The following is a 19,711-nucleotide window of genomic DNA, read 5'->3' as shown; positions in this document are numbered from 1 at the left end:
CTCCAGGTGGCGGCTCCCATATCTGGGTGTCACCTCAACGGTATTCCCGACCGACCGTCCGGTCAATGGACGGAAGTCGCGCACCGCCGCCGGCGTCGCGCAGGTGGCCCGGGGCGACCCCACGGCGTACGCTCGACGGGTGGCCGCGGCGTCCCGCCGGCGGCCGCCGGCAGGCGATCGGATGTCACCACAGCACGCAGCACCGGAACCGACCCTCCTCGTGGTCGGGGGCCGGTGGGGAGGGCGACGCCTCGCGGTCCCGCCCGGTCCGACCGTCATCGGCCGCGACCCGTCGTGCGGGATCGTCCTCGATGTCGACGGGGTGAGCCGTCGGCACGCCCGGCTCGTGCGCACGGGTGACACCGTGACGATCGAGGACGCGGGCTCGACGAACGGCACCGCCGTGAACGGCGGGGCCGCCGCGGGCCCGCACGAGCTCCACCACGGGGACCTCGTCACGCTCGGCTCGATCGAGCTGTCGTACCTGGGGCCGCGCGAGCGGCCCGTGCCGCACGTCGTGCCCCGACGCGGCCGTGTGCGGATCTGGCGCGCCGTGGTCGTGGGCGCGCTGGTGAACCTCATGCTCCTCGGGGTCGTCGTGCTCGTCCAGCTCACGACCGGCCTGACCGGGGTCGCGCCGTGGATCGCGGCACCGCTCACGGGCATGGCGGCCGCGCTCGTCCAGCTCACGAAGGACGCCGTGACGCGCGTGCCCGAACCGCCGCCGCTGCCGGCCGTGGGCGGCGTGCCGGGTGCGGTCGTGGCGCCCAGCGCCCCGGACGCGTCCCGCACCCCGGACGCCGACCCGCGCCCGCCGCCCACCGGTGCCCGTACGACCGCGCCGATGGGATTCGAGGTCCCGAAGCGGCGACGCGGGCTTCCGGTGTCCGTCGCCGCGATCGTGACGGTGCTGGTGCTCGGCGTCGGCGGCGTCGCCGTCGCGTTCGGCGTCGCGACCCTCACCGGGTACGTCACGGGCGGCCAGGAACCTTCGCCGAGCACGCCATGACCCTCGCGGTGCCCGCGGCCGCGGCATCCGCTCGCCGTCAGCTCAGGACGCGGAAGCCGCGCTCGCCGATCGGCTCGCGGTCGGCGGTGCTCAGCGAGGTGACGTCGGCGCCGGGCGGGCCCTCGTCGAGCCACGCGAGCATCGAGGCGACGGATGCCTCCTCGCCCTCGATCTCGGCCTCGACCGCGCCGTCGTTGCGGTTCCTGATCCAGCCCGAGACGCCGAGGCGCTGCGCCTCGACGCGCGCACTGAACCGGAAGCCGACCGCCTGGACGCGGCCGTGGACGATGACGCGCTGCCGGATCATGCGACCCCCTCTGCGACGAGGGTAGACCGCGTGCCGCGCGACCGCACGGATGCCGCGCCCGAGCCGCACGCGTACGATGACCGGCATGGGGGAGGTCACCGAGTACGTCGCCGGGCTCCACGAGCCGGCGCGATCGAGCATCGAGGGCGTGTACTTCATCGCACGCGAGGTCGTGCCCGACGCCGAGGAGGGACGCAGCTACGGCATGCCCGCGCTGCGGTACGCCGGCAAGCCGCTCCTCGCAGTCATGGAGGCGACGGCGCACATCGGGCTCTACCCGTTCAGCCCCGCCGTGATCGACGGGGCCGCCGACCTGCTCGAGGGCTTCGACCGCACGAAGGGCACCATCCGGTTCACCCCGGAGCATCCGCTGCCCGAGGAGGCCGTGCGCCGCCTCGTGAGCCTGCGCCGCGACGAGATCGACGCGGCATCCGGCCGCCGCCGCGCGTGAGCGCCGACGACCGGCCGCGCCTGCTCGGCGCCGCGGTCGACCGCGTCCTCGCGGAGACCCTCCGCGAGGTCGCCGCCGACGTCACGGAGGGGACGGTCGCCGACTACATCCCCGAGCTCGCCGACGCCGACCGCGAGGCCTTCGGCGTCACGATCGCGAGCGTGCTCGGCCGGAGCTACGGCGCAGGCGACGCCGACGCCCCGTTCACCATCCAGTCGGCGTCGAAGCCGTTCGTGTACGCGTTCGCGTGCGAGGAGCTCGGCGCGGACGCGGTGCACGAGCGCGTCGGCGTCGAGCCGAGCGGCGAACCGTTCAACGCGATCAGCCTCGACGAGCGCGGACGGCCCGAGAACCCGTTCATCAACGCCGGCGCGATCGTGACCACGTCGCTCGTGCCCGCCGCCGACGCCGACGAACGGTTCCGCCGCATCCGCGACGCGCTCTCCCGCTTCGCGGGCCGCGAGCTCGACCTCGACGACGACGTGCACCGGTCCGAGGCGGAGACCGGGCACCGGAACCGTGCGCTGGCGGGACTCGCGCTCGCGGCGGGATCGCTCGCGACCGACGACGTCGACGCGGCCACCGACCCGTACTTCCGGCAGTGCGCGCTGCGGGTCACCACCGCGGACCTCGCACTCATGGGCGCCACCCTCGCGAACGGCGGAGTGCACCCGATCACGCGCGATCGTGTGATCGGCGAGCGTGCGGCCAGGGACACGCTCTCGGTGATGGCGACGTGCGGCATGTACGACCGGTCGGGCGCGTGGGCCTTCCGCGTCGGGATGCCCGCGAAGTCGGGCGTCGGCGGCGGCATCGTCGCCGTGCGGCCGGGCGAGTTCGGGGTGGGCGTCTACTCGCCGCCGCTCGACGAGGCCGGCAACAGCGCCCGCGGCGTCGCCATGCTCGAAGCGCTCTCCGACCGGTTCGGGCTGCACATGTTCGACCACATCGTCGAACCCGTCTCGCCGGTCGCGGAGGTCGACGTCGACGCGGCGGCCGGAACGGTCACGTTCGACCTCCGCGGAGAGCTCGACTTCATCGCGGCGGAGCAGATCGTGCACGACGTCGGGCGCGTGCTGGAGCACACCGATGCCCGCGTCGTGCGGCTCGACTTCGGCGACGTCACGGTCGTCGCCGGCATCGCGGAGCAGTTGCTCGGCGAGACCGCCGCCGCGGCCGAGGCGGCCGGCATCGAGGTTCACGCCGTCGGAGCGCCCGACCGCGTGCTCGAGCAGTTCGGGCTCGCCGACCGGCGCTGATCGCGGCACCCCAGACGGCGAAGCGCCCCGGAGCGGATGCCCCGGGACGCTTCGATGGCGCGACGGCCGATCAGCCGATGCGGATCATCTTCTTGTTGACGAACTCGTCGGCGCCGAAGCGGCCGAGCTCACGGCCCGAACCGGAGCGCTTCACGCCGCCGAAGGGCAGCTCCGCGCCGTCGGCGAGCACGAGGTTCACGAAGACCATGCCGGCCTCGATCCCGTCGGCGACTCGCATCGCCTGCTCCTGGTCGGTCGTGTAGACGTACGAACCCAGGCCGAACGGGATGTCGTTCGCGAGGCGCACGGCCGCGGCCTCGTCGGCGGCGCGGTACACCTGCGCGACCGGGCCGAAGAACTCCTCCTTCGAGGCGGGGTTCTCGGGCGTGACATCCGTCAGCACCGTGGTCTGGAAGAACGCGCCCTCGCGCGAACCGCCGTGCACGAGCGTGGCGCCGTGCTCGATCGCACGCTTGACCTGGTCGTCGAGGCCCTCGGCGGCCTTCAGCGACGACAGCGGGCCGAGCGCCGAGTCCGACGAGGTCGGGTCGGTCGCCTCGACCTCGGCGATCTTCGCCGTGAACTTCTCGAGGAACGGCTCGTACAGCTCGTCGATCACGATGAAGCGCTTGGCCGCGTTGCAGGACTGGCCGTTGTTGTCGAGGCGCGCGTCGACCGCGTTCTGCACGGTCGCGTCGAGGTCGTCGGTCGAGAGCAGGATGAACGGGTCGGACCCGCCGAGCTCGAGCACGACCTTCTTCAGGTGCTTGCCCGCGAGCTCCGCGACGGCCGCGCCGGCGCGCTCGGAGCCGGTGAGCGAGACGCCCTGCACGCGCGGGTCGGCGATGACGGTCGCGATCTGGTCGTGCGACGCGTAGACGTTCACGTAGACGCCCTCGGGGGCGCCCGCGTCGCGGAAGATCTGCTCGATCGCAGCGGCCGACTCGGGGCACTGCTCGGCGTGCTTGAGGATGATCGTGTTGCCGATGATCACGTTCGGGCCCGCGAAGCGCGCGACCTGGTAGTACGGGAAGTTCCACGGCATGACGCCGAGGAGCGGCCCGAGCGAGCTGCGGCGGATGATCGCCGAGCCCTCGCCGTCGAGCAGCGCGACGGGCTCGTCCTTCAGGAACTCGGACGCGTTGTCGGCGTAGTACTCGTAGATCGCACCGGCGAAGTCGGCCTCGCCGAGGGCCTGCTCGATGGGCTTGCCCATCTCGCGCACGATGATCTCGGCGAGTTCCTGCCGGCGCTCGACGTGCAGTTCGCCGACGCGGCGGATCAGGGCGGCGCGCTCCTCGACGGTGGTCGACTTGGCCCACGTGCGGTGCGCCTCGTCGGCGCTCGCGATCGCGGCCTCGAGCTCGGCGTCGGTGATGGTCGGGAACGTCTTGACCGTCTCTCCGGTGGCCGGGTTGACGACGGCGTAGTTCGTCATGGGACTCCTCTGGGTGATTGGTGCACTCGTCAGCCCGGACGGCGACGACGGTGCACGCCGTCTCCAAGCCTAAGCGGATCGACGGGGAAGGCGATCGACGCGATGGCGCATCGGCGGGAGCGGATGGACGTGCTGTACAACAGGAGCCTCGACGCCCGTGGGTATGGTGACGGAGGGACCCGCGCGGGCCGGGTCCGATCGCCGAGGAGGGCGGATGGCTGAGGCGGACCGGGTCGCGGCGGGCGCGCTGCGCGGCATCCGCGTCGCCGACTTCTCGCGCGTGCTCGCCGGGCCGTACGCGACCATGACGCTCGCCGACTTCGGCGCCGACGTGATCAAGGTCGAGCCGCCCGGCGGCGACGACACGCGGCACTGGATCCCGCCCGTCGACGCGACCGGCCGCGCCACGTACTTCGGCGGGGTGAACCGCAACAAGCGCTCGGTCGCGCTCGACCTGACGGATGCCGCGGGGCTCGCCGAGGCGCGCCGGCTCGCCGCATCCGCCGACGTGGTCGTCGAGAACTTCCGGCCCGGCGTCATGGCCCGGTTCGGCCTCGCATACGAGGACGTGCGGGCCGCGAACCCCGGCGTCGTCTACTGCTCGATCACCGGCTTCGGCACGGGCGAGGGTGCGGCGCTCGCCGGCTACGACCTGCTCGTGCAGGCCGTCGGCGGCCTCATGAGCATCACGGGCGACCCCGACGGCGAGCCCTCGAAGGTCGGCGTCGCACTCGTCGACGTGCTGACCGGGCAGAACGCCGTCGCCGGGATCCTGCTCGCGCTCCGCGAGCGCGATCGCACCGGGGTCGGATGCCTCGTCGAGGTCACCCTGCTGCAGAGCCTGCTCTCCGCGCTCACCAACCAGGCGTCGTCGACGCTCGCGACGGGCACTCCGCCCCGCCGGCTCGGCAACCAGCACCCGAGCATCGCGCCCTACGCGGTGTTCCGCGCCGCCGACCGCGAGCTCGTCATCGCGGTGGGCAACGACCGCCAGTTCGGGGCGCTCGCGGGCGTCCTCGGCTCGCCCGGCCTCGCCGACGACGCGCGGTTCCGGACGAACGCCGACCGCGTGGCCCACCGCGACGAGCTGGGCGAGGCCCTCGAGCGGGCGCTGGCCGCGGCATCCGCCCGGCACTGGGTCGACGCGCTCACGGCGGCCGGCGTGCCCGCGGGGCTCGTGAACGACGTCGCCGAGGCGATCGCGTTCGCCGACGCGCTCGGGCTCGAGCCCGTCGCCGTGACCCGCGAGGCCGACGACGCGTCGGCGCCGCACCGGTCGATCGCGAACCCCATCCGCGTCGGCGGGGACGGCGCGAGCTACCGCACCGCGCCGCCGGCACTCGACGCCGACCGGGGCGCCGACTGGCGTCCGCGCGGCTGACCGAGACATCCGCCCCTGCAGGGCCCACGATCACACGGAAGGATCGACATGACCGCCACCGAACCCGACGCGACCGTCACCGCACCCCGCATCGACGCGGTCTTCGACCTCGACGCGCTGCTCACCGCAGACGAGCTGGCCTGGCGCGACCGCGCGCGCCGGTTCGCGCAGGAGCGCATCGCGCCCATCATCGAGCAGGACTTCGAGGACAAGGTCTTCCGCCGCGAGCTCGTGCGGGAGGCCGGCGAGCTCGGCTTCCTCGGCATGCACCTGACCGGGTACGGATGCGCCGGGGCCGGCGCCGTCGCGTACGGCCTCGTGTGCCTCGAGCTCGAGGCGGCCGACTCGGGCTGGCGCACGTTCGTGTCGGTGCAGGGCTCGCTCGCCATGAGCGCCATCCACAAGTACGGCTCGGAGGAGCAGAAGCAGCGGTGGCTGCCGGGCATGGCGGCGGGCGAGCTCATCGGATGCTTCGCGCTCACCGAGCCGCAGGGCGGCAGCGACCCGGCCGCGATGACGACGACCGCGCGTCGCGACGGCGACGAGTGGGTCATCGACGGTGCGAAGCGCTGGATCGGGCTCGCGTCGCTCGCCGACGTCGCCGTCGTGTGGGCGAAGGTCGACGACGCGGGGAGCGACGACCACGGCGTCGTGCGCGGGTTCCTCGTGCCGACCTCGACGGCCGGGTTCACGGCGACCCCCATCGACGGCAAGCTCTCGATGCGCGCCTCGGTGCAGTGCGACGTGACCTTCGAGGGCGTGCGACTGGCCGCCGACGCGATGCTGCCCGGCGCGCGCGGCCTGTCGGGCCCGTTCGGATGCCTCAACGAGGCGCGCTACGGCATCGTCTGGGGCGCCATGGGCGCGGCCCGCTCGTGCCTCGAGTCCGCCCTCGGCCGCTCGATCACGCGCGAGGTCTTCGGCAGGCCGATCGGCGCGAACCAGCTGATCCAGGCCAAGCTCGCCGACATGCTCGTCGAGGTCGAGAAGGGCGTGCTGCTCGCACTGCACCTCGGCCGCCTCAAGGAGCGCGGCGCGCTGACCCCCGCGCAGATCTCGGTCGGCAAGCTCAACTCGGTCCGCGAGGCGCTGCGCATCGCGCACGAGGCGCGCGCGATCCTCGCGGGCGACGGCATCACGAACGAGTTCCCGGTCATGCGGCACGCGGCGAACCTCGAGTCCGTCCGCACCTACGAGGGCACCGACGAGGTGCACCAGCTCGTCATCGGCCGCGCGCTCACCGGCCTCAGCGCCTTCTAGCGTCCGGGCGCGCGCCGCGCGGCATCCGTTGTCGGAAACCGACGACGAACCGACGGATGCCGCGGGCGCGGGCCACACTGGACCGATGCGCATGACCCCACGACGACTGGCCATCGGCATGAGCCTCTGGGCTCCGAACCTGTTCAGCGGCATCCGGGTGCGGCGCTTCGCGCCCGACTGGACGAGCGCCGAGGTCGCGCTGCACGTCAACGCGTTCACCCGCAACTACGTGAAGACCGCGTTCGGCGGATCGATGTCGGCCATGACCGACCCGTACTTCTTCATGCTCGTGCGGCACCAGCTGGGCGGCGACTTCGTGGTGTGGGACACCCGCGGCGAGATCGAGTTCGTGAAGCCCGGCCAGGGCGTGCTCACCGCCCGGTTCGAGGTGCCGCGCGAACGGGCGGATGAACTGCGGCGTCGGGCGCACGGGGGAGCGAAGGTGCTCGAGTGGTTCGAGACCGACATCGTCGACGCCGACGGCGATGTCGTCGCGCGCGTGCGCCGCGAGGTGTACGTGCGCGAGAAGCGTCGCGTCACCGAGGCTCGCGCCGCCTGAGGCCCGCCCCGGCGGAGACGTCGAGGCCGGCACCCTCGCGGGTGCCGGCCTCGGTCGCGTCCGGCGCATGGCGCCGGTCACGGTCAGCTGTTGATGCCGGGGATGACCAGCCAGCGGTTCTCGAGCACGAGCCAGATCGCGACGAGCACCAGCGCGATGATCGTGAGGGTCATGCCGAGGCGTCCGCGCATGATGAGCGCGACGACGAGCACGACGAGGGTCGCGATGCCGAGCACCAGCGATCCGAACGGGATGCCGGGCAGGAACAGCGACAGCACGAAGAGGCCGGCGACGATGATCTCGATGATGCCGATCACCGTCGATCCGCCGCGGGCGCGCAGGCGCCAGATGCCGTCGACGATCGCGAGGACGCCGCCGGCGAGGGCGATGAGGAGGAGCCAGGAGAGCGTGATCATTTCGGGTTCCTTCGTTCTGCGGGGGCAGTGCGACGAGGGGATCCGCCCCTCGACCGCGCCAGCCTAGCCACGCGGAAATCGCCGCTGCCGCCCATTGCGCACGAGCCGTCGGAGCGTGTATGCCCGCGCGCGCATGCGGGCGATCCCGACGCCGGGAGTCGGCACCTCCGACGTGGATCGGCCGCGGATCGCGCCGGATCGGAAATGAAATCGAGGGTCATCCGGTTTCACCACGTGGCCCCGGTCGTGCTGGACTCGTCCTCACCCGCCGGGGCTCACTGCCGCCTCCGGCAGCCGGCACCATCCCGCCGGGCCCTTCCACGTCACGAACGGAGCACCACGTATGACTCGCACCCGCACCCTGCTCGGCCTCGCCGCCGCATCCGCCGCCGTCCTCGCGCTCGCCGCGTGCTCGACGAGCGACGGGGCCTCGGGCGGGGCGGACGCCGCGGGCGACGAGTACGGCCTCGTGCAGGCCGGCACGCTCACGGTCGCGACGGAGGGCACCTACCGTCCGTTCAGCTACCACGAGGACGGCTCGGGCGACCTCGTCGGCTACGACGTCGAGGTGGCCGAGGCCGTCGCCGAGAAGCTCGGCCTCGAGATCGCCTTCCAGGAGACGCAGTGGGACGCGATCTTCGCGGGCCTCGACGCGGGCCGATTCGACGCGATCGCGAACCAGGTCTCGATCACGCCCGAGCGCGAGGAGCAGTACCTCTTCAGCACGCCCTACACCGTCTCGCGCGGCGTCATCGTCGTCAACGAGGGCGACTCCTCGATCTCGTCGTTCGACGACCTCGCGGGCACGACGACGGCGCAGTCGCTCACGAGCAACTGGTACGAGCTCGCGACCGAGTCGGGCGCGCAGGTCGAGGCCGTCGAGGGCTGGGCGCAGGCCGTGGCGCTCCTCGAACAGGGCCGGGTCGACGCGACGATCAACGACCGGCTGACCTTCCTCGACTACGTGAACACCACGCCGGACGCCGCGATCGAGGTCGCCGCCGAGACCGACGAGACCTCCGAGAGCGCCTTCGCCCTCACGCAGGACAAGGAGGCGCTCGTCGCCGCCATCGACGAGGCGCTCGCCGAGCTCGCCGCCGACGGCACGCTCGCCGAGATCGGCGAGAAGTACTTCGGCGCCGACGTCACCGAGTAGCCTGTCGCCGTCCCAGGAAGGCGGTGACCCGTGAACGAGGGCCTGCAACTGTTCCTCGAGTCGTTCTGGCCGATCGTGTGGGGCGGGATCACGGGCACCATCCCGCTCGCGCTCGCATCGTTCGCCATCGGACTCGTGCTCGCGCTCGCCGTGGCGCTCATGCGGCTGTCGAGGAACCGGGTGGTGTCGGGCATCGCCCGGTTCTACATCTCGGTGATCCGCGGCACGCCGCTGCTCGTGCAGCTGTTCGTGATCTTCTACGGACTGCCCGCCGTCGGGCTCGTGATCGACCCGTGGCCGAGCGCGATCATCGCGTTCTCGCTGAACGTCGGCGGCTACGCCGCCGAGGTGATCCGCGCCGCCATCCTGTCGGTCCCGAAGGGGCAGTGGGAGGCGGCGTACACGATCGGGATGTCGCCCTCGACGACGCTCCGCCGCGTCATCCTGCCGCAGGCCGCACGGGTCTCGGTGCCGCCGCTGTCGAACACGTTCATCTCGCTCGTCAAGGACACGTCGCTCGCGTCGCTGATCCTCGTGACCGAGCTGTTCCGCGTCGCCCAGCAGATCGCGGCGTTCAGCCAGGAGTTCATGCTGCTCTACCTCGAGGCAGCCCTGATCTACTGGCTCTTCTGCCTCGCGCTCTCGGGCGGGCAGATGCGACTGGAGAGGAGGCTGGACCGCTATGTCGCCCACTGACGCACCCGTGCCGCCGACGGGCGGCGACCCGCTGGCACCCCGCGAGGCGGGGGCGTCGGATGCCGCGGTGCTGCTGTCGGCACGCGGCCTCCGCAAGTCGTTCGGAGCGAACGAGGTGCTCCGCGGCATCGACTTCTCGGTGCGCCGCGGCGAGGTCGTGACGCTCATCGGTCCGAGCGGGTCGGGCAAGACGACCGTGCTGCGCTCGCTCAACGGGCTCGAGACGCCGGATGCCGGCACGCTCGAGTTCGACGGCGGACCCGCGATCGACTTCGCCCGCCCGGCGTCCAAGGGCGACCGGCTCGCGATGCGCGACCGGTCGGCGATGGTGTTCCAGCACCACAACCTGTTCCCGCACATGACCGTGCTCGAGAACGTCGTGGAGGGACCGATCCGGGTGCAGCGCGTGCCGAGGGCGCAGGCGCTCGCCGAGGCATCCGCCCTGCTCGAACGCGTCGGCCTCGCCGAGAAGCACGACCAGTACCCGCACCAGCTCTCGGGCGGGCAGCAGCAGCGGGTCGGGATCGTGCGCGCCCTCGCGCTGAAGCCCGACCTGCTGCTCTTCGACGAGCCCACGAGCGCGCTCGACCCCGAACTCGTCGGCGAGGTGCTGAAGGTCATCACCGAGCTCGCCGACGAGGGCTGGACCATGGTCGTCGTGACCCACGAGCTGCAGTTCGCGAAGCAGGCCGCCGACGAGGTGCTCTTCATGGACGGCGGCGTGATCGTCGAGCGCGGCGCGCCGGAGGACATCTTCACGAAGCCGCGCGAGGAGCGCACGCGCCGGTTCCTCGACCGGATCCTGCGACCGCTCGACTGAGGGCGGGCGCGCGCGGCGTATCCCCGACGCGCGCGGAGGCGGGGCGACTACCGTGATGGCATGTCCGCGCGCGTCCTCGGCTCCGGTGCCGGGACGGCGAGCGCCGCCGCGCGGACCGCGTCGTCGGTCGACGTCGACGCCGACCGGGCGAGCTCGCCGGCCGAGGCCGCGGTGCTCGCCGTCGATCCGGCGGCGCTCGCGCGGACGACGAGATCGCGGCGCGCGCTCGGGGCGTTCCGCCTCGCGATCGCCGTGGTCGAGATCGTCGCGCTGATCGCCAACTACCAGTACGTGCTCGAGTTCCCGCTGTTCGCGTCGGTGAACTTCTTCAGCTACTTCACGATCCAGTCGGCGATGCTCGCCGTCGTCGTGCTGCTGGTCGCCGCCGTCTTCGCGCTGACGCAGCATCGCGACCCGCCCGTGCTCGCGGCGTTCCGGACGATCGTCACGGTCTACCTGCTGGTGTCCGGCATCGTGTTCGGACTCATCGCGGTGCAGGCCTCGACGCGCGACTACCGGCTCGAGGTGCCGTGGTCCGACACGCTCCTGCACTTCGTGGTGCCCGTGCTCGCCCTCGTCGCCTGGACCGTCGACGCCGTCATCGCCGTGAACCCGCCCGTGCCGTGGGCGACGATCGGGCTCGTGCTGGTCTTCCCGGCCGGATGGCTCGTGTACACACTCATCCGCGGCGCCGACATCGGGTGGTACCCGTACTTCTTCCTCGACGCCGGCCAGGTCGGCGGCTACCTCGGCGTGGCGGTGTACTGCGTGCTCGTGCTGCTCATCTTCGTCGGCATCACCTCGGTGCTCGTCGGCGTGCACCGGCGGCTCGCCCTGCGCGGGGTGCGCCGACGGGTCGCCGCGCAGAACCGCGCGACCGAGGACTCCGGCGCCGCGGCCGAGGTCGAGGCCTGAGCGTCGATCATCGGGATCGCTACGGCGCGGCGAAGGGCTCGAGGGCGGCCAGTATCGCGGCGAGCGCGTCGGCATCGTCGAGTTCCGCGATGCGGCGCGCGTGCTCGGCCGCGAGGATGCCGAGGAGGATCGGGCGGCGCGGATCCACTCCGACGTCGAGCCAGGCGGCCACCGTGGGGGTCGCTCCGACGAGGGTGAAGACGTTCGCGTCGGTGTCCGTCGTGGCGGCGACCTCCCCGTCGGCGGCAGCGGCGGGCTCATCGGTCGAGCCGTTCGCGTCCTCCGCCGCATCGTCGGGTGAGCCCGCGGCATCCGCTCGCCAGAACGGCTCGTCGAAGGCGAGCCACACGACATCGGAGGCGCCCATGCCGAGCACGCTGATCGCGCGCTGGTGCAGGAGCGGAAGCGGGGGGTCGAACGTGATGGTGTCGGTCTTCAGCACGCCGACCGACGCGGTCACGATCACCCGCTGCATGCGCAGCGACTCGCCCGTGTCCAGGCGGAGGCCGACGCCCTCGTCGCCGACGGTGATGTTCGTGACCACGCTCGACCCCGCGATCGCGAGGCCGTCCGCGAGGCGGTCGATGAGGGCGGTCCACCCGCTCACCACCCGGGAGGTCGGTCGCCACACCAGGTCGGGGTCGAAGCGCTGCGCGGAGACGCGGGTGGGCGCGGCGCCGGTCGTCGGTTCGACCCCGGTCGAGATCGCGTTCCTCAGCCAGTCCCTCGGGCTCAGCCCGTCTGCGCCCGGCTCGCCCGAGATCGGGACCGCGCCCGATCGGATCAACGCGTTCGTGAGCGACACGTCGGCCGAGTTGCCGGCCGCCCACTCCTGGGCGGTCGCGATGGCGTCCCAGCCCGCAGCGGATGACTCGACCACGGTGCCGTCGGGCGTGCGGACCTCGATCACGGGCGCGAAGGGGCGCGTGGCCACGCCGGCCTGGGCGAGGATGGGTCGGAGTTCGGCGCCGTCGGACGCGAACACGCTGCCCAGGACCACCGGGCCGCCGAACGCGTCGTCCTCGACCGTGCGCAGCCGGCCGCCGAGCGTCGTGCCCGCCTCGACCACGACGACGTCGTAGCCGGCGTCGGCGAGCGTGCGCGCGGCGGCGAGCCCGGCGATGCCCGCCCCGATGACGGCGATGCGGTCGCCCTCGTCGGCGAGGTCGGCGATCGTGCGTGCCGCGCGGACGCCCTCCGCGTAGGCGCCGTGGACGGTGCCCGGTGCGTCGGCGGACGTGCCCTCGCCGGCGATGACGAGGCGGTCGGCGATGGGGTCGGCGAGTGACGTGCGCAGCTCGGGCGTGGAGCCGACCGCGTCGAAGCTGAACGCTCCGCGCGTGAACGGGTCGCGGCTCCAGCGCGAGCGGAGGAACGCCTCGGGGGCGGGGACGCCGCCCGCGCTCGGGCTCGGCGACGGAGCGGGCGTGCGGGTGGGGGTGGGCGTCGGCGTCGGGCCGCCGTCGGTGCACGCGGCGAGCGTGACGGCGAGGCCGCCGAGCGTCGCCGCGAGGAACGCGCGCCGTGGCATCCCCCCGGCGGGCCCGCGTGCGTCCATGTGCCTCAGGCTAGCCGCTCGGGTCGCGGCGGCCCGGCAGCCTCGGGCGACCCGGCATGCCCGGCCGCGCCACCCTCCCGGAGGGGCCAGCACATGAGAATCCGCGGTTCGCGGCCCCGGAGGGGCGCGAACCGCGGATCCTCATGCGTTCCCGGCCGGCCGGGGCGTGCGTGCTACCCCGCGATCTCGGCGTCGGCGACGTCGAGGGCCGCGTCGATGATGTCGAGCCCGCGGACGAGGTCGTCCTCGCTGATCACGAGCGGCGGTGCCACGTGCATCCGGTTGAAGTGGATGAACGGCCAGAGGCCCGCCTGCTTGCACGCCGCGGCGACCTTGGCCATCGGCGCGGCATCCGCCCCCGATGCGTTGAACGGCACGAGCGGCTCGCGGGTCTCGCGGTCGCGCACGAGCTCGATCGCCCAGAAGAGGCCGAGACCGCGCACGTCGCCGACCGACGGATGCCGCTCGGCCATCGCGCGCAGGCGCGGACCGACGACGCGCTCGCCGAGGTCGCGGACGCGCTCGAGGATGCCGTCGCGCTCGAACACCTCGAACGTGGCGACGCCCGGGGCGCATGCGAGCGGGTGGCCCGAGTAGGTGAGCCCGCCCATGAAGGCGACGGTGTCGAAGTGCGAGGCGATCCGATCGGAGATCACCACGCCGCCGAGCGGCGCGTAGCCCGAGTTCACGCCCTTGGCGAAGGTGATGAGGTCGGGCGTCACGCCGAAGTGGTTCACGGCGAACCACTCGCCGATGCGGCCGAAGCCGACCATGACCTCGTCGGCGATGTAGACGATGCCGTACTTGTCGGCGAGCGCGCGCACGCCCTGCAGGTAGCCGGCCGGCGGCACGAGCACGCCGTTGGTGCCGACGACGGTCTCGATGATGATCGCCGCGATCGTGTTCGCGCCCTCGAGCGTGATGACCTGCTCGAGGTGGGCGAGCGCGCGCTCGGTCTCCTCGGCCTCGTTCGAGGCGTGGAACGACGAGCGGTACGGGTACGGTCCGAGGAAGTGCGCGACCGAGCCGTCGGAGGGCTCGTTGGCCCAGCGCCGCGGGTCGCCCGTGAGCGAGATCGCCGTCGCCGTGCCGCCGTGGTAGCTGCGGTACATCGACAGGACCTTGCGGCGGCCGGTCACGGCGCGCGCCATGCGCACGGCGTACTCGTTCGCGTCGGCGCCGCCGTTGGTGAAGAACACCTTGTCGAGGTCGCCGGGCGCGACCTCGGCGATGCGGCGCGCGAGGTCGCCGCGCACGTCGGACGCCATCGACGGCTGGATCGTCGCGAGGCGGCCGGCCTGCTGCTGGATCGCCGCGACGAGGTCGGGGTGCTGGTGTCCGAGGTTCAGGTTCACCAGCTGCGACGAGAAGTCGAGGTAGGCGTTGCCCTGGTAGTCCCAGAAGGTCGCGCCCTCGCCCGCGGCCACGGGCAGCGGGTCGATGAGCGCCTGCGCGCTCCACGAGTGGAACACGTGCGCTCGGTCGTCGGCGCGCACCTGCGCCTCGGCGGCGGCGTCGGGCAGCGGATGCCGCGTGCCGGTGCGGTCGACGTACGACGCCGCTGTCGCGGCATCCGTCGTCGCCTCGTCGGCCCCGGTCGGGATCAGCGTGTCGGTCATGCGAGGTCCTTTCGGTTCCGGTGGTCGAGTAGGCGCGCCAGCGCCGTATCGAGACCTGGTGAGGGGTCTCGATACGCGCTTCGCGCTACTCGACCGGCGAGGAGGTCAGTGGTTCTGGGGGAAGCCGAGGTTGATGCCGCCGTGGGTGGCGGGATCGAGCCAGCGGCTGGTGATGGCCTTCTCGCGGGTGAAGAAGTCGAAGCCGTGGACGCCGTAGGCCTTGGCGTCGCCGAAGAGGGACTGCTTCCAGCCGCCGAAGGAGTGGTACGCGACGGGGACGGGGATGGGCACGTTGATGCCGATCATGCCGACCTGGACCTCGTTCTGGAAGCGTCGGGCGGCGCCGCCGTCGTTGGTGAAGATCGCGGTGCCGTTGCCGAACTGGCCGGAGTTGATCAGGTCGAGGCCCTCGTCGTAGCTCTCGACGCGGACGACGGAGAGCACCGGGCCGAAGATCTCCTCGGTGTACGCGCGGCTCGTGGTGGGCACCTGGTCGAGCAGGGTCGGGCCGAAGAAGAAGCCGTCCTCGTGCCCGTCGACGGTGAACCCGCGGCCGTCGACGACGACGGTCGCACCGTCGGCCTCGGCGATGTCGACGTAGGAGGACACCTTGTCGCGGTGCACGTCGGTGATCAACGGCCCCATGTCCGGCTCACGGAGCGAGCCGTCACCGGCATCGACGCCGGCGCCGTTGCCGATCCGGAGCCGGCCGATGCGCTCGCTGATCTTCTCGATCAGCTCGTCCGCGACCGGCTCCACGGCGAGGACCACACTGATGGCCATGCAGCGTTCCCCGGCGGCGCCGTAGCCGGCGTTCACGGCCTGGTCGGCGACGAGGTCGAGGTCGGCGTCGGGCAGGACCAGCATGTGGTTCTTCGCGCCGCCGAGGGCCTGGACCCGCTTGCCATGCCTGGACGCGGTCTCGTAGATGTACTGCGCGATCGGCGTGGACCCGACGAACGAGATCGACTGCACGACCGGCGAGGTGAGGAGGCCGTCGACGGCGAGCTTGTCGCCCTGCAGCACCGTGAACACGCCGTCGGGCAGGCCGGCCTCCTTCCACAGCTCGGCCAGCCACAGCGCGGCCGACGGGTCCTTCTCGGACGGCTTCAGGACGACCGCGTTGCCCGCGGCGATCGCGATCGGGAAGAACCACATCGGCACCATCGCCGGGAAGTTGAACGGGCTGATCACGCCGACCACGCCCAGCGGCTGCTTCAGCGAGTACACGTCGATCCCGGTCGAGGCGTTCTCGGAGAACGCGCCCTTGATCAGGTGCGGGAACCCGGTCGCGAGCTCCACGACCTCCTGGCCGCGGAGGATCTCGCCCATCGCGTCCGAGAGCACCTTGCCGTGCTCGCGCGTGATGATCTCCGCCAGCTCGCCCTTGCGCGCGTTCAGCAGCTCACGGAACGCGAACAGCACGCCCTGGCGCTTCGCGATCGAGTAGTCCTTCCAGACTCGGTAGCCGCGCTCGGCGGAGGCGATCGCCTCGTCGATCTCGGCCTGGTCCGCGAGCGCGACCTCGGCCTGCACGGCACCGGTGGCGGGGTTGTAGACGGGCGCGGTGCGCCCCGAAGCGGATGCGCGCAGGGCGCCGTCGATCCAGTGCCCGATCTGCGGCACGTCGGTGGTCGCGGCGGGCGACGAAGCGGTCTCGGTGAGGCTCATGGCGCTCCTTCGGTGGGTCGTGGCGACGGATGCCTCGGCATCGCGTCGCTGGGTGGCATTCCTGCTCGAACCTCGGGATCGGACAGATCGACCGACGTCGTCTAAGCTGGCGTTTCCCAAGTCTTGCAGAGGCAGAGAGGCCGAAACGATGCCAGAGCGTCGCGAAGACGAAACAGATCGTACGGATCGTCCGGGTGTCCCGGTCGGCGGCCCGACGGCCGGCGGCAACGGCCACGGCACGGACGACGCCCTGCCCACCGTCCGCGAGATCCTCGCGCTCGACGCGGTCGCGGCGGGCGTGCCCGAAGTGCTCGTGGGCGACGCCGCGCTCGACGCGCGCGTGCGCTGGGTGCACGTCTCCGACAGCGCCGGCGTCGCCCGGCTGCTCGACGGCGGCGAACTGCTGCTCTCGACCGGCTCGGGCTGGCCGACCGAGCCCGACGAGCTGCGCGCGTTCATCGCCGGGCTCGTCGAGGTCGGGATCTCGGGCCTCGTGCTCGAACTCGGCGCGCACTACCGCTACGTGCCGGCCGTCGTGCACCGGGCCGCCGCCGAGCACGAGTTGGCCCTCGCGGCCCTGCACCGCGAGGTGAAGTTCGTCGGGCTGACCCAGGCGGTGCACCGCCGGATCATCTCCGAGCAGACGGCGGCGCTGCACGCGCGCGACGAGGTGCGGGAGCGCTTCACCGCGCTCGCGCTGCGCGGGGCCCCGGCCGACTACATCGTGCAGCAGCTCGCGCAGACCCTCGATGCGCCCGTGCTCCTCGAGAACCTCGCGCACGAGGTCGTCGCGGCCGACCTCCCACCGGAGTCGGAGGAGGAGGTGCTCGCCGGCTGGCAGCTGCGCTCGCGCGACGCGCATCGGCGCGCCGTGGCCGGCACGATCGCCGCGGGTTCGGACGACTGGCTGATCGTGCCCGTCGAGGCCCGCGGCATCCGCTGGGGGCACCTCATCGCGTTGCCCGGGCCGGCGCACGCGGCAGGTCGGACGAGCGTGCTCGAGCAGGGCGCGATCGCGCTCGCGCTCGGCCGCCTCGCCGACGGCGACGACGACACGTGGGGTCGCATCGGGCGGCAGCGACTCGTCGAGCACCTGCTGGGCGGGCGGTTCGCGGGGCAGGGCGGCGCGGTCGCACGCCTCGAGGCGGCGGGCCTGCCGGTGCACGGCGCCGACCTGTACGGCATGGTCGTCACCGGGCGAGGTGCAGAGGGCGATGCGGATGCCGCGGCTCGCGGGCTCGGCGGGCGTGCACTCGACGGTCGGCCGGTCGGCACGGGCGCGGCGGCATCCGCTCGGGTGCTGCTCGTGTCGCTGCCCACCGGCACCCGCTTCGACGACGACGCGGCGAGCCGCTTCGCCGCGCAGCTCGCCACGAAGGCCGACGGGACGACGGATGCCTCGGGCGTCGCACTCTCGATCGGGGCGCGCTCCGGCGATCTCGACGGCCTCCTCGTGTCGGTGCAGGAGGCGCTGGACCTCTCGCGCACGCCGGTCCCGCGCGGTGCGCGCGGCCCGATCGTCCGGCGGTCGCAGGATCGCCCGCTCGTCCGCCTCGTGACGGCCCTGCGCGACGACCACCGCCTGCAGGAGCTGGGGGAGCGCATGCTGGCGCCGCTCATCGAGCACGACCTCGCGCGCGGCGGCGACCTGCTCGACGTGCTCGCGGCCATGCTCGCGCATCCCGGGAATCGCACGGCGGCGGCGCAGGCGAGCCACCTCTCGCGGTCGGTGTTCTACCAGCGGCTGGCGCTCATCGGCGACCTGCTCGGCGTCGACCTCGACGACGGCGAGACGCTCACCGCGCTGCACCTCGCGCTGCTCGTGCGGCGGAGCGGGGTGCGCTGAGCGCCCCGGGACGAGGCATCCGTTACTTGCTCTTGACAAGTTCACTTGCAAAGAGCAAGCTTGCCGTGTCGGCCGCCCGGCACGACCCGATCTCACAGGGGGAGACCATGACCACCAGCATCTTCGTGAACATCCCGACCGCCGACCTCGACCGGTCGAAGACGTTCTACGAGGGCCTCGGCTACACCATCAACCCGATGTTCAGCGACGACAACGCGGCATGCGTCGTCGTCGACGAGAACGTCTACTTCATGGTGCTGACCAGGGAGTTCTTCCAGACCTTCACCGACAAGCAGGTCACCGAGCCCAAGACGCACGCGCAGGCGCTCATCGCGCTCACCTGCGACTCGCGCGAGGTCGTCGACGCGACCATGGCGAAGGGGCTCGACGCGGGCGGCACCGAGCCGCGCCCGACGAGCGACCTCGGATTCATGTACTCGCGCGACCTCGAGGACCCGGACGGCAACATCCTCGAGTTCTTCTTCATGGAGCCCGCGGCCGTCGAGCAGGGGCCCGACGCGTTCCTCGCCGAGCAGGGCGCGCCGGCGACCGGCGCCGGAGCCTGACTCGCGTCGTGGCGGCACGATCCCCGCGCGGCTTCGGCCAGTACGGCGGGGTGGCCCGCGCCGTCGAGCGGGTCGGGGAACGGTGGGCCCTGCTCATCGTCCGCGACCTGCTCGTCGGCGCGCGCCGGTACGGCGACCTCAAGGCGAGCCTGCCGCGCATTCCGACGAACATCCTCGCCGACCGGCTGCGCGAGCTGCAGGAGTCCGGCGTCGTCCGGCGGGTGCCGACCGTGCGCGGCGGCTACGAGCTCACGCCGCTCGGGCGCGAGCTCGAACCCGTGGTCGTGGCGCTCGAGCGGTGGGGGTGGTCGGTCCTCGGCGATCCCGGCGACGAGGAGCGCCTCGGCCATGAAGCGCTCGCGATCGCGTTGCGCTCGGCGTTCCGGCCGGATGCCGCGGCCGACGAACCCGCGACCGAGTACGTGCTGCACGTCGGGCGGGCCTCGGTCGCCGCGGGCGTCGACGGACGCACGCTCGAGGTCGTGCCCATCGGACCCGACGCCGTGCCGACGCCCCGCCCCCCGGCCACCACCGTTGGGCCGAGTGCTGCAGAGGTCCCGCTCGCGAGCGTCGAGTTCGCGCTCGAGCTCGCCGAGCTCCGCGACCTGATCGCGGGGCGGACGGATGCCGCGGGCGTGCCGGTGCTCGCGGGCGACCGCGACGGGGTGGCGCGCTTCGCGCGCACCTTCCGCATCGACCCCGTCGAGCCGCCGGAGGACGCGTTCGGCGCGGCCGCGGCATCCGTCGCCTGAGCGCGCCGGACTCGACCGACGTCGGGACGCGA

General features: G+C 72.7%; 19 protein-coding genes. 13 read left to right on the top strand and 6 right to left on the bottom strand.

Annotation, left to right across the window (positions count from 1 at the left end; genetic code table 11):
• Positions 1-181: 181 nt before the first annotated feature.
• A complete protein-coding gene (locus tag GLX25_RS09230) occupies positions 182-1,009 on the top strand; it encodes an FHA domain-containing protein (protein ID WP_155842205.1) in 828 nt (275 codons plus the stop codon).
• A 37-nt stretch (positions 1,010-1,046) separates the two neighbouring features.
• Here GLX25_RS09230 and GLX25_RS09225 read toward each other — a convergent pair whose 3' ends face one another.
• Positions 1,047-1,316: an acylphosphatase gene (locus GLX25_RS09225; RefSeq protein ID WP_155842204.1), complete on the bottom strand. Its 270-nt coding sequence runs from the start codon at positions 1,314-1,316 to the stop codon at positions 1,047-1,049.
• Between the two features lie 85 nt (positions 1,317-1,401).
• Between GLX25_RS09225 and GLX25_RS09220 the strand changes: the two genes are divergently transcribed.
• Both GLX25_RS09220 and glsA read left to right on the top strand, forming a co-directional pair.
• Positions 1,402-1,767, top strand: coding sequence for an iron chaperone (locus tag GLX25_RS09220; RefSeq protein WP_155842203.1), 366 nt, complete (start codon positions 1,402-1,404; stop codon positions 1,765-1,767).
• The gene (gene glsA, locus GLX25_RS09215) at positions 1,764-3,026 is read left to right on the top strand and encodes a glutaminase A (protein WP_166548647.1); all 1,263 of its coding nucleotides are present in this window, start codon (positions 1,764-1,766) and stop codon (positions 3,024-3,026) included. Before GLX25_RS09220 ends, glsA begins: the two co-directional genes overlap by 4 nt.
• Before the next feature lie 70 nt (positions 3,027-3,096).
• Here the strand turns inward: glsA and GLX25_RS09210 are convergent, their stop codons facing one another.
• Positions 3,097-4,464, bottom strand: a complete 1,368-nt coding sequence (locus GLX25_RS09210; RefSeq protein WP_155842202.1) for an NAD-dependent succinate-semialdehyde dehydrogenase — start codon at positions 4,462-4,464, stop codon at positions 3,097-3,099.
• Positions 4,465-4,678: 214 nt separating this feature from the next.
• Here GLX25_RS09210 and GLX25_RS09205 point away from each other — a divergent pair, with 214 nt between their 5' ends.
• From GLX25_RS09205 to GLX25_RS09195, 3 genes are all read left to right on the top strand, one after another.
• Positions 4,679-5,845 carry a CaiB/BaiF CoA transferase family protein gene (locus GLX25_RS09205; protein WP_240898265.1) on the top strand — a complete coding sequence of 389 codons (1,167 nt, stop codon included), beginning with the start codon at positions 4,679-4,681 and terminating at the stop codon, positions 5,843-5,845.
• A gap of 48 nt (positions 5,846-5,893) precedes the next feature.
• Positions 5,894-7,105: an acyl-CoA dehydrogenase family protein gene (locus tag GLX25_RS09200; protein WP_155842201.1), complete on the top strand. Its 1,212-nt coding sequence runs from the start codon at positions 5,894-5,896 to the stop codon at positions 7,103-7,105.
• A gap of 91 nt (positions 7,106-7,196) precedes the next feature.
• Positions 7,197-7,664, top strand: coding sequence for a PaaI family thioesterase (locus GLX25_RS09195; protein WP_240898264.1), 468 nt, complete (start codon positions 7,197-7,199; stop codon positions 7,662-7,664).
• Positions 7,665-7,747: 83 nt separating this feature from the next.
• Here GLX25_RS09195 and GLX25_RS09190 read toward each other — a convergent pair whose 3' ends face one another.
• On the bottom strand, positions 7,748-8,080 hold the full coding sequence (locus tag GLX25_RS09190) for a hypothetical protein (RefSeq protein ID WP_155842199.1): 333 nt from the start codon (positions 8,078-8,080) through the stop codon (positions 7,748-7,750).
• Between the two features lie 343 nt (positions 8,081-8,423).
• On the opposite strand from GLX25_RS09190, the gene GLX25_RS09185 reads away from it, so the two are divergent.
• The 4 genes from GLX25_RS09185 to GLX25_RS09170 are packed head-to-tail and all read left to right on the top strand — an operon-like array spanning position 8,424 to position 11,667.
• Complete coding sequence (locus tag GLX25_RS09185; protein ID WP_155842198.1) at positions 8,424-9,236, top strand: amino acid ABC transporter substrate-binding protein; 813 nt, start codon at positions 8,424-8,426, stop codon at positions 9,234-9,236.
• A 30-nt stretch (positions 9,237-9,266) separates the two neighbouring features.
• Complete coding sequence (locus GLX25_RS09180; protein WP_271192523.1) at positions 9,267-9,932, top strand: amino acid ABC transporter permease; 666 nt, start codon at positions 9,267-9,269, stop codon at positions 9,930-9,932.
• Positions 9,919-10,752 carry an amino acid ABC transporter ATP-binding protein gene (locus GLX25_RS09175; RefSeq protein ID WP_155842197.1) on the top strand — a complete coding sequence of 278 codons (834 nt, stop codon included), beginning with the start codon at positions 9,919-9,921 and terminating at the stop codon, positions 10,750-10,752. The genes GLX25_RS09180 and GLX25_RS09175 overlap by 14 nt, the downstream gene beginning before the upstream one ends.
• 60 nt (positions 10,753-10,812) lie before the next feature.
• Positions 10,813-11,667, top strand: coding sequence for a Pr6Pr family membrane protein (locus GLX25_RS09170; RefSeq protein WP_155842196.1), 855 nt, complete (start codon positions 10,813-10,815; stop codon positions 11,665-11,667).
• A gap of 19 nt (positions 11,668-11,686) precedes the next feature.
• On the opposite strand, the gene GLX25_RS09165 is transcribed toward GLX25_RS09170, so the two are convergent.
• From GLX25_RS09165 to GLX25_RS09155, 3 genes are all read right to left on the bottom strand, one after another.
• Positions 11,687-13,225, bottom strand: coding sequence for a flavin monoamine oxidase family protein (locus tag GLX25_RS09165; protein WP_155842195.1), 1,539 nt, complete (start codon positions 13,223-13,225; stop codon positions 11,687-11,689).
• A 173-nt stretch (positions 13,226-13,398) separates the two neighbouring features.
• On the bottom strand, positions 13,399-14,844 hold the full coding sequence (locus GLX25_RS09160; protein ID WP_155842194.1) for an aspartate aminotransferase family protein: 1,446 nt from the start codon (positions 14,842-14,844) through the stop codon (positions 13,399-13,401).
• Positions 14,845-14,949: 105 nt separating this feature from the next.
• Positions 14,950-16,515: a CoA-acylating methylmalonate-semialdehyde dehydrogenase gene (locus GLX25_RS09155; protein ID WP_155842193.1), complete on the bottom strand. Its 1,566-nt coding sequence runs from the start codon at positions 16,513-16,515 to the stop codon at positions 14,950-14,952.
• Positions 16,516-16,663: 148 nt separating this feature from the next.
• Here GLX25_RS09155 and GLX25_RS09150 point away from each other — a divergent pair, with 148 nt between their 5' ends.
• From GLX25_RS09150 to GLX25_RS09140, 3 genes are all read left to right on the top strand, one after another.
• Positions 16,664-18,361, top strand: a complete 1,698-nt coding sequence (locus tag GLX25_RS09150) for a PucR family transcriptional regulator (RefSeq protein WP_155842192.1) — start codon at positions 16,664-16,666, stop codon at positions 18,359-18,361.
• Between the two features lie 107 nt (positions 18,362-18,468).
• Positions 18,469-18,927: a VOC family protein gene (locus tag GLX25_RS09145; RefSeq protein ID WP_155842191.1), complete on the top strand. Its 459-nt coding sequence runs from the start codon at positions 18,469-18,471 to the stop codon at positions 18,925-18,927.
• Positions 18,928-18,935: 8 nt separating this feature from the next.
• Positions 18,936-19,679 (top strand): winged helix-turn-helix transcriptional regulator, encoded by a 744-nt coding sequence (locus GLX25_RS09140; protein ID WP_166548646.1) that lies wholly within the window; start codon positions 18,936-18,938, stop codon positions 19,677-19,679.
• The last annotated feature ends 32 nt before the right edge of the window (positions 19,680-19,711 follow it).

This window comes from Agromyces luteolus (assembly GCF_009729855.1).
Lineage (GTDB): Bacteria > Actinomycetota > Actinomycetes > Actinomycetales > Microbacteriaceae > Agromyces > Agromyces luteolus.
This window is presented reverse-complemented; position numbering and strand designations above follow the sequence as displayed.

Excerpts from the sequence above, each read along its gene's own strand:
- GLX25_RS09160 (WP_155842194.1), bottom strand. The coding sequence starts at position 14,844 with ATGACCGACACGCTGATCCCGACCGGGGCCGACGAGGCGACGACGGAT.
- GLX25_RS09185 (WP_155842198.1), top strand. The coding sequence starts at position 8,424 with ATGACTCGCACCCGCACCCTGCTCGGCCTCGCCGCCGCATCCGCCGCC.
- GLX25_RS09170 (WP_155842196.1), top strand. The coding sequence starts at position 10,813 with ATGTCCGCGCGCGTCCTCGGCTCCGGTGCCGGGACGGCGAGCGCCGCC.
- GLX25_RS09210 (WP_155842202.1), bottom strand. The coding sequence starts at position 4,464 with ATGACGAACTACGCCGTCGTCAACCCGGCCACCGGAGAGACGGTCAAG.
- GLX25_RS09220 (WP_155842203.1), top strand. The coding sequence starts at position 1,402 with ATGGGGGAGGTCACCGAGTACGTCGCCGGGCTCCACGAGCCGGCGCGA.
- GLX25_RS09190 (WP_155842199.1), bottom strand. The coding sequence starts at position 8,080 with ATGATCACGCTCTCCTGGCTCCTCCTCATCGCCCTCGCCGGCGGCGTC.
- GLX25_RS09150 (WP_155842192.1), top strand. The coding sequence starts at position 16,664 with ATGCCAGAGCGTCGCGAAGACGAAACAGATCGTACGGATCGTCCGGGT.
- GLX25_RS09200 (WP_155842201.1), top strand. The coding sequence starts at position 5,894 with ATGACCGCCACCGAACCCGACGCGACCGTCACCGCACCCCGCATCGAC.
- GLX25_RS09225 (WP_155842204.1), bottom strand. The coding sequence starts at position 1,316 with ATGATCCGGCAGCGCGTCATCGTCCACGGCCGCGTCCAGGCGGTCGGC.
- GLX25_RS09205 (WP_240898265.1), top strand. The coding sequence starts at position 4,679 with ATGGCTGAGGCGGACCGGGTCGCGGCGGGCGCGCTGCGCGGCATCCGC.
- GLX25_RS09155 (WP_155842193.1), bottom strand. The coding sequence starts at position 16,515 with ATGAGCCTCACCGAGACCGCTTCGTCGCCCGCCGCGACCACCGACGTG.
- GLX25_RS09230 (WP_155842205.1), top strand. The coding sequence starts at position 182 with ATGTCACCACAGCACGCAGCACCGGAACCGACCCTCCTCGTGGTCGGG.
- GLX25_RS09175 (WP_155842197.1), top strand. The coding sequence starts at position 9,919 with ATGTCGCCCACTGACGCACCCGTGCCGCCGACGGGCGGCGACCCGCTG.
- GLX25_RS09165 (WP_155842195.1), bottom strand. The coding sequence starts at position 13,225 with ATGGACGCACGCGGGCCCGCCGGGGGGATGCCACGGCGCGCGTTCCTC.
- GLX25_RS09195 (WP_240898264.1), top strand. The coding sequence starts at position 7,197 with ATGACCCCACGACGACTGGCCATCGGCATGAGCCTCTGGGCTCCGAAC.
- GLX25_RS09145 (WP_155842191.1), top strand. The coding sequence starts at position 18,469 with ATGACCACCAGCATCTTCGTGAACATCCCGACCGCCGACCTCGACCGG.